The sequence below is a fragment of the Nonomuraea fastidiosa genome (assembly GCF_042751225.1).
In the GTDB taxonomy this organism is placed as follows: Bacteria; Actinomycetota; Actinomycetes; order Streptosporangiales; family Streptosporangiaceae; genus Nonomuraea; species Nonomuraea fastidiosa.
Window position 1 is genome coordinate 1,805,705 of the sequence record NZ_CP170570.1, and the last position, 13,548, is coordinate 1,819,252.

The following is a 13,548-nucleotide window of genomic DNA, read 5'->3' on the forward strand; positions in this document are numbered from 1 at the left end:
CGAGCGCGATCAAACCCTCGACGGCGACGATCGCGGCGGCGATGAGAAGGGTAAGCGGGCGACCGTTCACGGTCCGTACCCTACCTCCAAGGGCGGCCGCCCCGAGAAATGGGACTTTCGGCTGATAAGCCGGACAAGCTCACCGGATACGCTGGCGCTATGCGCGCCATGCTGCTGGTCAACCCCAAGGCCACCACGACGAACGCCCGCACGCGCGACGTGCTCATCCGCGCGCTCGGGGCGGCCGTGGACCTCGCCGTCGAGGAGACCCTCTACCGGGGCCACGCGGCGTCACTGGCGGCCACCGCCCGCGCCAAAGGCTACGACCTGGTGGCGGTGCTGGGCGGCGACGGCACGGTCAACGAGACCGTCAACGGCCTGCTCAACCCGGTCAACGGCGAGGCGCCGCCGCCCGGCGACCCCAGCACAGGCCGGCCCGGGCTGATCGTCATCCCCGGCGGCAGCGCCAACGTCTTCGCCCGCGCGCTCGGCCTGCCCAACGACCCGGTGGAGGCGACGGGCCAGGTGCTCGAAGCGCTCAGCCGCGGCCGGCGCAGGACCGTGGGCCTGGGGCAGGCCCTCTGGGAGGGCCAGAGCCGCTACTTCACCTTCTGCTCGGGCATGGGGTACGACGCCGAGGTTGTACGGGCCGTAGAAGGCCTGAGAGGCACCGGCCGTAAAGCGACCCCCGCCCGGTATGTGAACACGGCTCTGAGGCACTATCTGGCCACGGACAAGCGGCATCCTGCGATGACCGTGACCGGCCCCGGCATCCCGGCGGCCGGAGGGGTGTTCATGGCGATCATCTCCAACACCTCGCCGTGGACGTACGTCGGCAGCCACCCGGTGCGCCCCACCCCGTGGGCGAGCTTCGAGACCGGGCTCGACCTTCTGGGCCTGCGCAAGATGGGCCCGCTGACGCTCGCGCCGGTGATCCGGCATATCCTCACGGAGAGTGAGGCACTTCCGTCGGGCCGGAACCTCGTCCAGCTCCACGACGAGGCCGAGTTCACGATCACCGCGGACCGTCCCGTGGCCTTCCAGCTGGACGGTGACTACCTGGGCGAACGCGAGACCGTAACGTTCCGGTCTACACCGAACGCGTTACAAGTTCTGGTCTAGGCGGTTACATTCGGTCATTGTGTGACGCATCCGACACCCATAACCGCCAAAAGTTACCTGCAACCCCCTTGCGTGCACTCTGCGTGGCTGACAGGCTCAAGCATGACGTCCGAACGTAGGACCTTTAACAACCCCAGGGTCCTCCGGCGGACGGCGGACAAGCCCGATCCCCCACAGGATCCGGGTCATTGTTCGCACGAGTTAGTGAAACTCTTCACAAAGTAGTAGCCGCGCGGAGCCCGACCGAAGGCTCCATCTACTAAGGAGTGGACGCATGGACTGGCGCCACCGAGCTGCCTGCCGTGACGTGGACCCCGAGCTGTTCTTCCCGATCGGCAACACCGGCCCGGCACTCTTGCAGATCGAGGAGGCCAAGCAGGTCTGTCGTTCCTGCTCGGCCATCGACGCCTGCCTGAAGTGGGCCCTGGAGTCCGGCCAGGACGCCGGCGTCTGGGGCGGCATGAGCGAGGACGAGCGTCGCGCGCTCAAGCGCCGCACCGCTCGCGCCCGCGCCCGTGCCACCGCCTGACCCCGATCACCTTCCCCACCCTACGACGGCGCTGTCAGCCGGGCGGAAGCGGGATCGACAACACGACCTCCGTACCGCCCTCAAGGCGCGGCTCGATGGCGAGTCGCCCCGACAGCTCCCCTTCCACCAGCGTGCGCACGATCTGCAGCCCCAAGCTGGTGGAGCTGTCGAGATCGAAGCCGTCGGGCAGCCCGCGGCCGTCGTCCCAGACGGTCACGTTCAGCCGCTCGTCCGCGGACTCGACCATCACCTCCAGCCGCTTGGGCCGCCCATGCTGCATCGCGTTCTGCAACAGCTCGGTCAGCGCCATCGCCAGCGGGGTCGCGATCAGCGACGGCAGCACGCCGAACTCCCCTACACGGCGCGGCGTGACCGCCACCTCGGGAGACGAGACCTCCCCCGCCATGGCGATCACCCGGTCGGCGATCTCGTCGAAGTCGACGAACTCCTCGGGAGCGTGCGACAGCGTCTCGTGAACGATCGCGATCGACCCGACCCGGCGCACGGCCTCTTCGAGCGCCTCGCGCCCCTCGGGCACCTGCAGCCGCCTGGCCTGCAACCGCAGCAGCGCGGCCACGGTCTGCAGGTTGTTCTTGACCCGGTGGTGGATCTCGCGGATGGTGGCGTCCTTCGTCATCAGCTCGCGCTCGCGCCTGCGCAGCTCGGTGACGTCCCTGATGAGGACGAGCGCGCCGATGCGGCCGCCGCCGACGATCAGCGGGATCGCGCGGAGCTGGACGATCGTGCCGCCCGACTCGACCTCGGTCTCCTTGGCCGCCTTACCGCTGGCCACGACCATGAGGTCTTCGTTGATCGGCTCGTCGGAGTAGCACAGCTGGGCCGTGACCCGGCCGAGCTCCGCGCCCACCAGGTCGGCGTGCAGGCCGAGCCTGCGGTAGGCCGACAGCGCGTTGGGCGATGCGTACGTGACGCGCCCCGCCCTGTCGAGCCTGAGCAGGCCGTCGCCCACGCGCGGCGAGCGGACCAGGATCGGCTCGTCCTCCGAGAACGGGAAGCGCCCCTCGGCCACCATCTGCGCCAGGTCGGAGGCGCTCTGCAGGTAAGTCAGCTCCAGGCGCGACGGGGTGCGGGCCGAGGAGAGGTTCGTCGAGCGCTGGATGACCGCGAGGAAGCGGCCCTCGCCGCCCTCGACCGCCCGGCGCACGGGGATGGTCTCCTCCCTGACCGGCACGCCCGTGGACCAGTCGGGGTCGCCCTCGCGGCAGATGCGCCGCTCGTTCCACGCCGTGTCGATGAGCCGGCGCTCGCCTTTCGCCGCGACCGTGCCCACGATGTCGTCGTGATAGACCGTGGGACCCGTGGTCGGGCGCATCTGGGCGATGGCGATCCAGCCGTTCTCCCCCAGCAGCGGCGCCCACAGGATGAGGTCGGCGAACGACAGGTCGGCCAGCAGCTGCCAGTCGGAGACCAGCGAGTGCAGCCAGTCGAGATCCGCTTCGTCGAGAGCGGTGTGGCGGGCTACGAGGTCGCTGAGTGTCGGCACGAGTGCATCATGCGTGCTTTCGGCCGCAACAACCAAACCGACCCCCGGGCGGGCGGACATGTTTCACTACAGAGGTGACGGGTGGGCGCGCTGCGCCCTTTCCTCCGGCACGGCCGGCGTGCGGACCGGTGGCACGGCTGCTCACTCGTACAGTGAGACGGACACGACACCGGCCACTTCGCTGGACTCATCACGAAATCTCATATTGTGAGAAGCGTCATACCGCCGAAGCCGCGAGCCCACGAGAACGCGCCGGTACGCGACCAGCCGGAGGTGATCCCCACGAGCGCGAGGTTCTCCCGGCCCCCATGCGACACGGCGCGCGAAGCCGCCTCGGTTGCGATCGCGCACGGTGCTGTGGATATTCTTCACCATCAACCTGAGCTGCCCGGATCCGCGCGTGCCCACACCCGCACGCGCCCGGCGCCGGTCGGCCGCCGCGGCCCGCGGTTGACCACTCGGGCCGAAGTGAGTTCCGATGATCTCGCGGTGACCAGACACGCCCTCACCGCCGTGGCAGAAGTGAAGGTGAGAGCGTGAGCGACGACAGCCCCCGCGTACCGAAGTACTACGACGTGAAACGGGCCCTGCTCGAACTCACCAAGACCCTTCCCCCGGGCACCGCGCTGCCCCCTGAGCGTACGCTCGCCGTCCGGTTCGAGACCTCGCGCACCACCGTCAGGCAGGCGCTCACCGAGCTGGTCGTCGAGGGGCGGCTGCTGCGCATCCAGGGCAAGGGCACGTTCGTCGCACAGCCCAAGGTCGCCCAGGTGCTCCAGCTCACCTCGTACATCGGCGACCTGCGCACCGCCGGTCTCGAGCCCGACACCAAGATCCTCGAGATGGGCTACATCACCGCCGACGAGACGCTCGCCCGCCGGCTCGCCATCAAGCCAGGCGGCCGCGTGCTGCGCATCCACCGCCTGCGCCTGGCCAACGGCGAGCCCGTCTCCATCGACACCACCCACCTGTCCGCGCGCCGCTTCCCCCGCCTGCGCCGCGAGCTCGAGGTGCACTCCTCGCTGTACGAGACCCTGCACAACGCCTACAACGTGCGCCTGACGGACGCCGAGGAGATCATCGAGACCGTCCTCGCCACCCCGTACGACGCCAAGGCGCTCGGCGTGGACGTGGGCCTGCCCATGCTGCTGCTCACCCGCCACGCCTTCGACGCCGACGGCAACCCCGTGGAGTGGGCGCAGTCGCTCTACCGCGGCGACCGGTACAAGTTCGTCACCCGCCTGCGCCGCCCCTGACCCTCCCGGCACGACGGCCCTTGACCGGATCCTCTCCCCTGACGCCGATCTTCTACGCTTGGGCGCATGAGCGTTCTCGTCGTCGCAGGCACCGGGACCGGTGTGGGGAAGACCGTGGTGGTGGCCGCGGTGGCCGCGCTAGCGGTGGACCGCGGGGCCGACGTCGCCGTGGTGAAGCCCGCCCAGACCGGGGCGGCCCCCCTTGACGATGGCGACGTCGATCGCGTGATGCGGCTGTCCGGGGTGCGGACGACGTTCGAGCTGAGCCGCTTCCCCGACGCGCTGCCGCCCGCGGCGGCGGCCCGCGCCTGCGAGATGCCGCCCGCGTCGATGGCCTCGGCGGCCACGCTGGCGCGCGAGCTGGCGGAGAGCAACCGGCTGGTGCTGGTGGAGGGCACAGGCGGGCTGCTCGACCGCTACGACGAGGACGGCGCCACCATCGCCGACCTCGCGCGTACGCTGCGCGCGCAGGTGCTCGTCGTGGTGGGCGCAGGGCCGGCACGGTCAACCAGACCGCGCTCACCCTGGAGGCGCTGGCCCACCGGGGGCTCGACCTGGCGGGGGTCGTCATCGGGCGCTGGCCGGCCGAGCCGGGGAAGGCGGAGCGCGCCGCCGTGGCCGACCTGGAGATGCTGGCGGCGCGGCCCCTCGCGGGAGTGCTCCCCGACGGCGCCGGCGACCTGGCGGGCCCTGAGGCGTTCCTCGACGTCGCGCGGCGCGGGCTGAGCCCCATGCTGGGCGGCACGTTCGACCCGTCGGTCTTCCGCCAGACCACCTGAAGCCGGGCCGGCGAGACGGGCACGAGGGTGGGGTTTTCCCTACCTTCCACCGGCACACCAGGCCCATTTCAAATCCCTGCCGCCGATCAATACCGTTGAGCCATGAAAGTCCCCCGTCCCTGGTCGGCGCGTGCCTGGCTGGACACGGCGCATGTCATGGCCGGCGTGCCCGTCTCCTTGCTGCTCGGCATGCTCACGCTGGCCCTGGCCGTGGTGCCGCCGCTGCTGGCGCGGGTGGTCCCGAGGTTCACGGGGGTGCAGCGATCGCGGTTCGAGGCGTTCCTCGACGCCCGCATCCCGCCCGTACGCTCTCCGGCGAACCTGCGCACGCCCGCGACGTGGCGGCAGATCGGCTACCACCTGCTCTCGCCCTGGGTGACCGTGATCGCCGCAGGGCTGGTCGCGACGGCGTGGGGCGGTGCCGTGGTGGGGCTGCTGGCGTTCCTGCCCGCGAAGTTCCAGAAGCCGCCGCTTGAGTTCCTCTTCGACCTGCGCAACAACCGGGTCGTGCTCGTCTACATGCTCGTGGGGCTGACGCTGGCGCTGCTCGCGCCACTGCTGGCGCGCGGCATGGCGGCGCTCGACCTGGCGGTGGCGCGTACGCTGCTCGGCCCGAGCCGCAGCGAGCTGGACCAGCGGATCGAGACGCTGACCGAGAGCCGGGCCGGGGTGATCGACGCGGCCGACGCCGAGCGCCGCAGGATCGAGCGCGACCTGCACGACGGCGCGCAGCAGCGGCTGGTGTCGCTGGCCATGAACCTGGGGCTGGCCAGGGCGACGCTGACGGACCTGCCGGATCCCGCGCGCGAGGCGATCGCGCAGGCCCACGAGGAGGCCAAGCAGGCGCTCAAAGAGCTGCGCGACTTCGTCCGCGGCCTGCACCCCGCGGTGCTGAACGACCAGGGTCTCGACGCGGCGCTGTCGGGTGTGGCGGCCCGCGCGCCCTTCCCGGTGAAACTGCACGTCGACATCGAGCGGCGGCCGACTCCGACCATCGAGGCGGTGGCCTTCTTCGTCGTGTCCGAGGCGTTGACGAACACCGCCAAGCACGCGGCGGCCACCAAGGCCGAGGTGCGCGTGCGGCGTGAGCGCGACCGCCTGCACGTGCTCGTCTGGGACGACGGCTGCGGCGGTGCCAGGATGGACGGCGGCACCGGGCTGCGCGGCCTGGCCCAGCGGGTCGACTCCGTGGACGGGACGCTGCGACTGTCCAGCCCGCTGGGCGGACCGACGACGATCGAGGTGGAGCTGCCGTGCGAGTAGTGCTCGCAGAGGATTCCGTACTGCTGCGCGAAGGGCTGATCAGGCTACTGGACGCGGCCGGCATGAAGGTCGTGGCGGCCGTCGACGAGGCCGAGGGCCTGCTGCGCGCGACCGAGGAGCACCGGCCCGATCTGGTCATCACCGACGTGCGCATGCCGCCCACGCACACCGACGAGGGCCTGCGCGCCGCGCTGGTGCTGCGCCGCCAGCAGCCGAAGCTCGCGGTGCTGGTGCTCTCGCAGTACGTCGAGGAGCGCTACGCCGCTCAGCTGCTCGCGTCGGCCGCGACGGGCGGTGTCGGCTACCTGCTGAAGGACCGGGTGGCGGACGTGGCGGAGTTCATCGACGCGCTGCGCAGGGTGGCGGCGGGCGGCACGGCGCTCGACCCGGAGGTGGTCGCCCAGCTCCTGCTGCGCGGCAACAGCGACCCGCTGGAGCGGCTGACGCCGCGCGAGCACGAGGTGCTGAAGCTGATGGCCGAGGGCCGCTCCAACGCGGGCATCGCGCAGGCTCTGGTGCTCAGCGAGGGCGCGGTGGGCAAGCACATCGGCAACATCTTCGCCAAGCTCGGCCTGGCCCCGGACGAGGGCGACCACCGGCGGGTGCTCGCGGTGCTGCAGTTCCTCAAGATCAGGAGCCTGCCGTGAGGTCGGCGTGGCTCGTGGCGGGCGCGGTGGCCACGGTCATCGCGCTGACGCTCTCCACGGTGACCCTCTGGCGGGTGTTCGCCCAGGCGCGTACGCCGAGGGACGTCACCTTGCGCTCGATCCCGTTCGACGGCGACAGCGTCCGCGTCAAGGCCGGCAAGGGGCAGGTCGCCCTGTCCGTGCTGCCCGGCAAGGCGGGCGAGCTGCTCGTGGAGCGCTCGTTGCGCTGGGACCGGGACCGGCCGAAGGTGACGGAGGACTGGAACCCCGCCTCCGGTACGCTCCTGCTCGACGCGGTCTGCCCCGGCTCCGACCAGCCCGACGGCCCCCTCTGCCAGGCCGACTACACGCTGTTCTTGCCGCCGGAGACGGACCTTGAGGCGAGCACCCGCGGCGGTCGGATCACGGTGCACGAGCTGTTCGGCGACGTGCGCCTGACGTCGGTGTCGGGGGACGTCGACGTCAGAGAGGTCTCGGGCGACGTCTGGGCGCGTACGGGCACGGGAAGCGTGGACGCCGACGGGCTCACCGGCAAGAAGGCCGACGTGGAGGTCGGCTCGGGCGACGTGGAGCTGATGTTCGCGGTGACGCCGTCGCAGGTCAAGGCGGTCGTCCGTACCTCGGGTAACGTCGCCGTGAACGTGCCGCCGCAGGCGCGCGCGGGCACGGACGGCGCCCACGCGTACAACGTCACGGTCTCCGGCACCAACACCACGGTGGACGTCCCGCAGAGGGAGGACGCCAAGCGCACGATCGTCGCGACGACCGAAGACGGCATCGTGACGGTCTGCTGCCAATAGTCCTGGTTCGTCGCGCGCCAAAGGCCGGTCAACGCGCCGGTCGAGGTCTGTTTACTCCTGTGACTGGTTGGTAAGTTCCGGGCATGGAGTCTGCGAAGCACGCCGGTGACGCCGCCGTCGCCGTGTCCAAGGCCTATGGCGTCGAGACCATGTTCACCCTCTCGGGCGGCCACGTCTTCCCCCTCTACGATGGCGCGGTGCACGAGGGCATGCGCATCCTCGACGTACGCCACGAGCAGAGCGCGGTCTTCGCCGCCGAGGCGACCGCACGGCTGACCAGGAGCCCCGGCCTGGCGGTGCTGACGGCGGGCCCGGGCGTCACCAACGGGGTGAGCGGCGTGGCGACGGCACACTTCAACGGCTCGCCCGTCGTGGTGCTCGGCGGCCGGGCGCCCCAGTCGCGCTGGGGCAGCGGCGCGCTGCAGGAGATGGACCATCCGCCGCTGCTCGACCCGATCACCAAGCTGTCGTTCACGGCGAGCGGGGCCGACTCGATCGGGCAGGACGTCGAGGTGGCCTTCCGTACGGCGGTGGCGCCGCATCGCGGCCCCGTCTTCCTCGACTTCTACATGGACCACCTGTTCTCGCCCTCCCCTGTCCACGAGGTGCGCACGCAGACGCCGTCCCCGCTGGAGCCCGACCCCGACGACCTGGCGGGCATCGCGCGCCTGCTGGCCGAGGCCGAGCGCCCGGTCCTGGTGTACGGCTCCGACGTGTGGATGGACCGCGCGGAGGAGGCGGCCCGCGACTTCGCCGAGACGTGGCGGCTGCCGGTCATCCCCAACGGGCAGGGCCGCGGCATCCTGCCATCGGGCCACGAGCTGCTGGTGACCAGGGCGCGGGGCATGGCCTTCGGCCAGGCCGACCTGGTGATCGTGGTGGGCACGCCGCTCGACTTCCGGCTCGGCTACGGCTGGTTCGGCGGCAAGGACGGCGCGCCGCTCGCCAGGGTGGTGCACATCGCCGACGCGCCCTCGCAGCTCACCACCCACATGCAGCCGGCCGCGTCGGCCGCGGGCGACCTGTCGGTGGTGTTCTGGAGCCTCGGCACGGCCTGCGCGGAGGCGGGGGTGAAGCCCGACGCGTACGCGCCGTGGGTGGAGAAGCTGTCCGGCGCCGCCAAGGCCGCCATCGCCGGCGACGCCGAGCTGCTGGCCTCCGACGCCGACCCGATCCACCCGATGCGCATCTACGGCGAGCTGGCCAAGGTGCTCGACGACGACGCCGTGGTGATCGGCGACGGCGGCGACTTCGTCTCGTACGCGGGCAAGTACGTCGAGCCGAAGCGGCCGGGCAACTGGCTCGACCCCGGCCCGTACGGCTGTCTCGGCACCGGGCTCGGCTACTCCATCGCCGCCCGCCTGGCCAGGCCGTCCTCACAGGTGGTGCTGCTGCTCGGCGACGGCGCGGCGGGCTTTTCGCTGATGGACGTCGACACGCTGGTGCGGCACAGGCTGCCGGTCGTCATGATCTGCGGCAACAACGGCATCTGGGGCCTGGAGAAGCACCCCATGCAGCTGCTGTACGGCTACGACGTGGCGGCCGAGCTGCAGCCGCAGTGCCGCTACGACCAGGTGGTCACCGCGCTCGGCGGCGGCGGCGAGCTGGTGACCAAGCCGTCGGAGATCGGTCCCGCGCTGCGCAGGGCGTTCGACTCGGGGGTGCCGTACATGGTGAACATCGCGACGGACCCGCAGATCGCCTACCCGCGCAACACGACGGGCGTCTGACCCGTCAGGGCGCCTTGGAGGGCGTGGGGGTCGGCGTGGGCGTCTCCGGCGGGCTGTCCTCGGGGCAGACGCTGTCGATGAGCACCATCTTGATCTCCGTGCCCTTGTCCACCGCCTTGCCCGGCCCCGGCGTGGTCTGCTTGATCCGCCCGCAGCGCCGGCCGTCGGTGGTGGTCGTGCGGTCCTCGATCACCGGCTGCAGGCCGGCCGCCTCGATCATGCCCTGGGCCTCGAGCAGACGCCTGCCCACCACGTTCGGCACCAGCACCTTCTTGACCGTCGGGCTCGCGGATGGCGACTTCGACGGCGTCGGGCTGGTGGAAGGCGTGGTGGTGGGCGTCTTGGCGGGCTCCTCGGTCGCCACGGGGGTGCTCCGGGTGACCGAGGGCTTCGGGCTGTAGGGGCGGTTGACCGTCTGCTCGGCGGCTCGCGTCGGCTCGGGCTCGCGGGTGGGCGGCTCGGCCGTCCTGGTCTTGGGGGGCCTGCTCGTCTTGGGCTTGCCCTCCTTACCGTCGCCCTGGTTGGCCACAGCGGAGGTGGTCTGGGTCGGCTCCGCGGGCGTGCCGGTGATGCCTGTCAGCGCGACCGCACCGGCGCCCGCGCCGAGCACGACGGCCGCCGCGATGCCGGCGACCAGCCCGGTCCTGCGCGGCGCCTTGGCGGCACGCCGGCTCCGCGCCGCTCGGAGACGTTGGTGTCCTCCTGGGCCAGCCGGGCGCCGGTCTGGTAGGGGTCGGTCTCGCGCGGCTGGTAGGAGCCGGTCTGGTACGCCTCGGGCGGCGGCGCCATCGTCGCCCCCGTGGACGGCGCGGTGGACAGCGCGCCGGACAGCGCCTCGGGCGCGGCCGGGGTCTGCCCGCTCGCGATCGCCCTGGCGGCCTCGCTCATCGCGCGCGCGTTGGGGTAGCGCCTGGCGGGGTCCTTCGACAGGGCGATGTCCACGAGCCGGCGCACCGGCTGCGGGATGTCGGCCGGCAGCGGCGGCGGAGCCTCGCGGATGTGCTTGAGCGCGATCGTGACGGCGCTGTCGCCGTCGAAGGGCCGCTGGCCCACCAGGCACTCGTACGCGACGACGCCGAGCGCGTAGATGTCGACGGCGGGCGTCACGGGGGCGCCTTCGGCCTGCTCGGGAGCGCAGTAGGCGGCGGTGCCGAGCACCATGCCGGCGTCGGTGAGCCGGCTTGCGATGTCGGAGCGCGCGATGCCGAAGTCGGTGAGCACGAGCGTGCCGTCGCGCTGCACGAGCAGGTTGCCCGGCTTGACGTCACGGTGCACGATGCCCTGGTCGTGGACGGCCTGCAGGGCCGAGGCGGCCTGCGCGATCAGCTCCATGGCCGCCTGCGGCGGGATGCGGCCCAGCCGGGCGAGCAGCCGGTCGAGCGGCTCGCCGTCGACGAACTTCATCACCAGGTAGACGGTGTCGCCGCTGACGCCGTAGTCGTAGACGTCCACGACCCCGGGGTGGTTGATCGTGGCCATCGCCCGCGCCTCCCCCTGGAAGCGGGCGACGAAGCCGGGGTCCTGCATGCGGCCTGGGAGCAGCACTTTGACGGCGACGGTGCGGGCGAGCACGGTGTCCTCGCCTCGCCACACCTCGCCCATGCCACCGGCGCCGATGCGGGTATCCAGGCGATACCGTCCCGCCAGCGTCGTCCCTTGGGCCACCATGATTCCCCCGCTACCCCCCTACGTCCGTACCTCTCCCACCCCGCGGATCTCCAACAAAGCGAAGTTTTGTCGCGGTGAGGTTACACAGTGGTCACGGAACTCAGAGAGTGTACGACTCACCTGTCTCACATGCCACTCAAAAGCCTCAAGCCGTACAAAGCCTATCCTGAGGCCTTGTAGGAGCACTTGTCCGCGTTTCCGGGAAGTCAGCGGGCCCATTCCGCCGCCCTTAGGCTGATTCCCATGACGCTCGCACCAGGGCTGCGCGCCCAGCTTTCGACCGTCGTCGAGATGGCCGACACCGCCAAGGAGATCGGCAGCGGTGATGTGCCCGTGCTGGCCACACCCCGGCTGCTCGCCCTGGCCGAGGCCGCGACCGTACGCGCCGTCGGCCGGCATCTCGCGCCCGGCGAGACCTCCGTCGGCACCCGGGTCGCCCTCGACCACCTGGCCGCCAGCCCGCTCGGCGCGCGCGTGCAGGTCGGCGTCGAGCTGACCGAGGTCGACGGGCGGCGGCTGGTCTTCGCGTTCGAGGCCCACGACGAGCGCGGCGCCGTGGTCGGCAAGGGCACGATCGAGCGCGTCGTGGTCGACCGTGCCAGGTTCCTCGCCCGCACTACTCGATGACCGCGATCAGGTCGCCTTCCTGGATCACGTCGCCCTCGGCCACCTTGAGCTGCGCCACCACGCCGTCGTCCTCGGCGATCACCGGGATCTCCATCTTCATGGACTCGAGGATGACGAGCGTGTCGCCGTCGGAGACGGTGTCGCCCTCCTTGACGAGGACCTTCCACACGTTCGCCACCATCTCAGCGCGTACCTCAGCCACCGGGACCTCCCTCTTTCACTGATCCAACAATCTCATGCGGCCTACGCGCGCATCCGCGCGACCAGGCCGGTGTCATAGTCGCCGGCGGCGAACTCCGCGTTCTCCAGCAGCTCCGCGCAGAACGGCAGGTTGTTCTTCGGGCCCTCGACGACGAACTCCGCGATCGCCTTGCGGCCCTTCTCCAGCGCCTCCGCCCGGTCGGAGCCGTGGACGCACAGCTTGGCCATCAGCGGGTCGTAGAACGGGGTGACGGTGTTGCCCTCCGCGTAGCCCGAGTCGACGCGCACGCCGTCGCCCGCAGGCTCCTCCCACGCCGTGATCTTTCCGGGGCCGGGGAAGAACCGCTTGGGGTCCTCGGCGTACACCCGGAACTCGATGGCGTGGCCGCGCGGCTCGGGCCGCACCTCGGGGCGCTCGCCGGCCGCCACCCGCAGCTGCAGCTCGACCAGATCGAGGCCGGTCACCAGCTCGGTGACCGGGTGCTCCACCTGCAGCCTGGTGTTCATCTCCAGGAACACGAAGTCCTGCTTGTCGGCGTCGACCAGGCACTCGACCGTGCCCGCGCCGACGTAGCCGACCGCCTCGCCGGCCCGCACCGCCGCCTTGAGCATGCGCTCGCGCAGCTCGGCGCTGATGCCGGGCGACGGCGACTCCTCGACGACCTTCTGGTGGCGGCGCTGCACCGAGCAGTCGCGCTCGCCCAGCGCGACGACCTCGCCGCCGGGCAGGCCGAGGATCTGCACCTCGACGTGGCGGGCCCGCTCGATGTAGCGCTCGAGCAGCACGGCGGGCCCGTCGAGCGCGTCGCCGGAGAACCGCGCCGCCGCCCTGGCGGCCTGCTCGTACGCCTTGGCCAGCGCCTCCTCGTCGTGGGCGACGCTCATGCCGATGCCACCGCCGCCGCCCGCGGTCTTGACCATGACCGGGTAGCCGATGGACTCGGCGGCCTTGAGCGCCTGCGACAGGTCCGTCACCGGCTCGCGGGTGCCCGCCGCGACCGGCACGCCGGCGGCCTCCATGAGGTTACGAGCGTTGATCTTGTCGCCCATTTTGTCGATGGCCTCGGGCGACGGGCCGATCCACACCATCCCGGCCTCGATCACGGCCCTGGCGAACGCGGCGTTCTCGGCGAGGAAGCCGTAGCCGGGGTGGATCGCCTTGGCGCCGGTGTCGCGCGCCGCCTGCAGCACCTTGGCGACGTCGAGGTAGCTCTGCGCCGGGTTGGCCGGTCCGAGCAGCACGGCCTCGTCGGCCTCGCGGACGAAGGGCAGGTCGGCGTCGGCCTCGGAGTGGACCGCGATGGCTCGCAGGCCCATCCGCTTGACCGTGCGGATGATCCGCCGCGCGATCTCCCCTCGGTTGGCGATCAGAACGGGTCCGAGCGTCTCAGTAAGCACGCCGACAACCCTACGACCGCCACT

At 71.3% G+C, this 13,548-nt stretch carries 14 protein-coding genes; 9 read left to right on the forward strand and 5 right to left on the reverse strand.

All coding sequences use genetic code 11. The features are described from left to right. Positions 1–159 precede the first annotated feature (159 nt). Positions 160–1,122: a diacylglycerol kinase family protein gene (locus tag ACFMQL_RS08115; protein ID WP_364059428.1), complete on the forward strand. Its 963-nt coding sequence runs from the start codon at positions 160–162 to the stop codon at positions 1,120–1,122. 274 nt (positions 1,123–1,396) lie between these two features. After that, complete coding sequence (locus ACFMQL_RS08120) at positions 1,397–1,651, forward strand: WhiB family transcriptional regulator (RefSeq protein WP_364059431.1); 255 nt, start codon at positions 1,397–1,399, stop codon at positions 1,649–1,651. A gap of 34 nt (positions 1,652–1,685) precedes the next feature. On the opposite strand, the gene ACFMQL_RS08125 is transcribed toward ACFMQL_RS08120, so the two are convergent. Continuing rightward, complete coding sequence (locus tag ACFMQL_RS08125) at positions 1,686–3,155, reverse strand: histidine kinase N-terminal domain-containing protein (protein ID WP_364059434.1); 1,470 nt, start codon at positions 3,153–3,155, stop codon at positions 1,686–1,688. Positions 3,156–3,691: 536 nt separating this feature from the next. Here ACFMQL_RS08125 and ACFMQL_RS08130 point away from each other — a divergent pair. From ACFMQL_RS08130 to ACFMQL_RS08155, 6 genes are all read left to right on the forward strand, one after another. Further along, positions 3,692–4,411: a GntR family transcriptional regulator gene (locus ACFMQL_RS08130; RefSeq protein ID WP_364059437.1), complete on the forward strand. Its 720-nt coding sequence runs from the start codon at positions 3,692–3,694 to the stop codon at positions 4,409–4,411. Positions 4,412–4,477: 66 nt separating this feature from the next. Beyond that, positions 4,478–5,137 (forward strand): ATP-dependent dethiobiotin synthetase BioD, encoded by a 660-nt coding sequence (gene bioD, locus ACFMQL_RS08135; RefSeq protein WP_378785107.1) that lies wholly within the window; start codon positions 4,478–4,480, stop codon positions 5,135–5,137. Positions 5,138–5,292: 155 nt separating this feature from the next. Next, positions 5,293–6,453: a histidine kinase gene (locus ACFMQL_RS08140; RefSeq protein ID WP_364059443.1), complete on the forward strand. Its 1,161-nt coding sequence runs from the start codon at positions 5,293–5,295 to the stop codon at positions 6,451–6,453. After that, a complete protein-coding gene (locus tag ACFMQL_RS08145; RefSeq protein WP_364059446.1) occupies positions 6,444–7,100 on the forward strand; it encodes a response regulator transcription factor in 657 nt (218 codons plus the stop codon). Before ACFMQL_RS08140 ends, ACFMQL_RS08145 begins: the two co-directional genes overlap by 10 nt. Next, positions 7,097–7,900, forward strand: a complete 804-nt coding sequence (locus ACFMQL_RS08150) for a DUF4097 family beta strand repeat-containing protein (RefSeq protein WP_364059449.1) — start codon at positions 7,097–7,099, stop codon at positions 7,898–7,900. Before ACFMQL_RS08145 ends, ACFMQL_RS08150 begins: the two co-directional genes overlap by 4 nt. Before the next feature lie 83 nt (positions 7,901–7,983). Continuing rightward, the gene (locus tag ACFMQL_RS08155; RefSeq protein WP_364059452.1) at positions 7,984–9,630 is read left to right on the forward strand and encodes an acetolactate synthase; all 1,647 of its coding nucleotides are present in this window, start codon (positions 7,984–7,986) and stop codon (positions 9,628–9,630) included. 4 nt (positions 9,631–9,634) lie between these two features. Here ACFMQL_RS08155 and ACFMQL_RS08160 read toward each other — a convergent pair whose 3' ends face one another. Together ACFMQL_RS08160 and ACFMQL_RS08165 are read right to left on the reverse strand one after the other, a co-directional pair. Beyond that, positions 9,635–10,240, reverse strand: coding sequence for a PASTA domain-containing protein (locus tag ACFMQL_RS08160; protein ID WP_378785110.1), 606 nt, complete (start codon positions 10,238–10,240; stop codon positions 9,635–9,637). Continuing rightward, on the reverse strand, positions 10,207–11,298 hold the full coding sequence (locus ACFMQL_RS08165) for a protein kinase (protein WP_378785111.1): 1,092 nt from the start codon (positions 11,296–11,298) through the stop codon (positions 10,207–10,209). Before ACFMQL_RS08165 ends, ACFMQL_RS08160 begins: the two co-directional genes overlap by 34 nt. Positions 11,299–11,541: 243 nt before the next feature. Between ACFMQL_RS08165 and ACFMQL_RS08170 the strand changes: the two genes are divergently transcribed. Beyond that, entirely contained in the window at positions 11,542–11,925 is a 384-nt protein-coding gene (locus ACFMQL_RS08170) for a hotdog domain-containing protein (RefSeq protein WP_364059458.1), read from the forward strand. Here ACFMQL_RS08170 and ACFMQL_RS08175 read toward each other — a convergent pair. Both ACFMQL_RS08175 and ACFMQL_RS08180 read right to left on the reverse strand, forming a co-directional pair. Beyond that, positions 11,915–12,127: a biotin/lipoyl-binding carrier protein gene (locus ACFMQL_RS08175; RefSeq protein WP_364059461.1), complete on the reverse strand. Its 213-nt coding sequence runs from the start codon at positions 12,125–12,127 to the stop codon at positions 11,915–11,917. The genes ACFMQL_RS08170 and ACFMQL_RS08175 overlap by 11 nt on opposite strands. A gap of 41 nt (positions 12,128–12,168) precedes the next feature. Then, on the reverse strand, positions 12,169–13,524 hold the full coding sequence (locus ACFMQL_RS08180; RefSeq protein WP_378785112.1) for an acetyl/propionyl/methylcrotonyl-CoA carboxylase subunit alpha: 1,356 nt from the start codon (positions 13,522–13,524) through the stop codon (positions 12,169–12,171). Between the last annotated feature and the right edge of the window lie 24 nt (positions 13,525–13,548).

Coding starts and splice junctions, on each gene's coding strand:
- ACFMQL_RS08115 (WP_364059428.1), top strand. CDS start 160: ATGCGCGCCATGCTGCTGGTCAACCCCAAGGCCACCACGACGAACGCC.
- ACFMQL_RS08120 (WP_364059431.1), top strand. CDS start 1,397: ATGGACTGGCGCCACCGAGCTGCCTGCCGTGACGTGGACCCCGAGCTG.
- bioD (WP_378785107.1), top strand. CDS start 4,478: ATGAGCGTTCTCGTCGTCGCAGGCACCGGGACCGGTGTGGGGAAGACC.
- ACFMQL_RS08140 (WP_364059443.1), top strand. CDS start 5,293: ATGAAAGTCCCCCGTCCCTGGTCGGCGCGTGCCTGGCTGGACACGGCG.
- ACFMQL_RS08155 (WP_364059452.1), top strand. CDS start 7,984: ATGGAGTCTGCGAAGCACGCCGGTGACGCCGCCGTCGCCGTGTCCAAG.
- ACFMQL_RS08165 (WP_378785111.1), bottom strand. CDS start 11,298: ATGGTGGCCCAAGGGACGACGCTGGCGGGACGGTATCGCCTGGATACC.
- ACFMQL_RS08170 (WP_364059458.1), top strand. CDS start 11,542: ATGACGCTCGCACCAGGGCTGCGCGCCCAGCTTTCGACCGTCGTCGAG.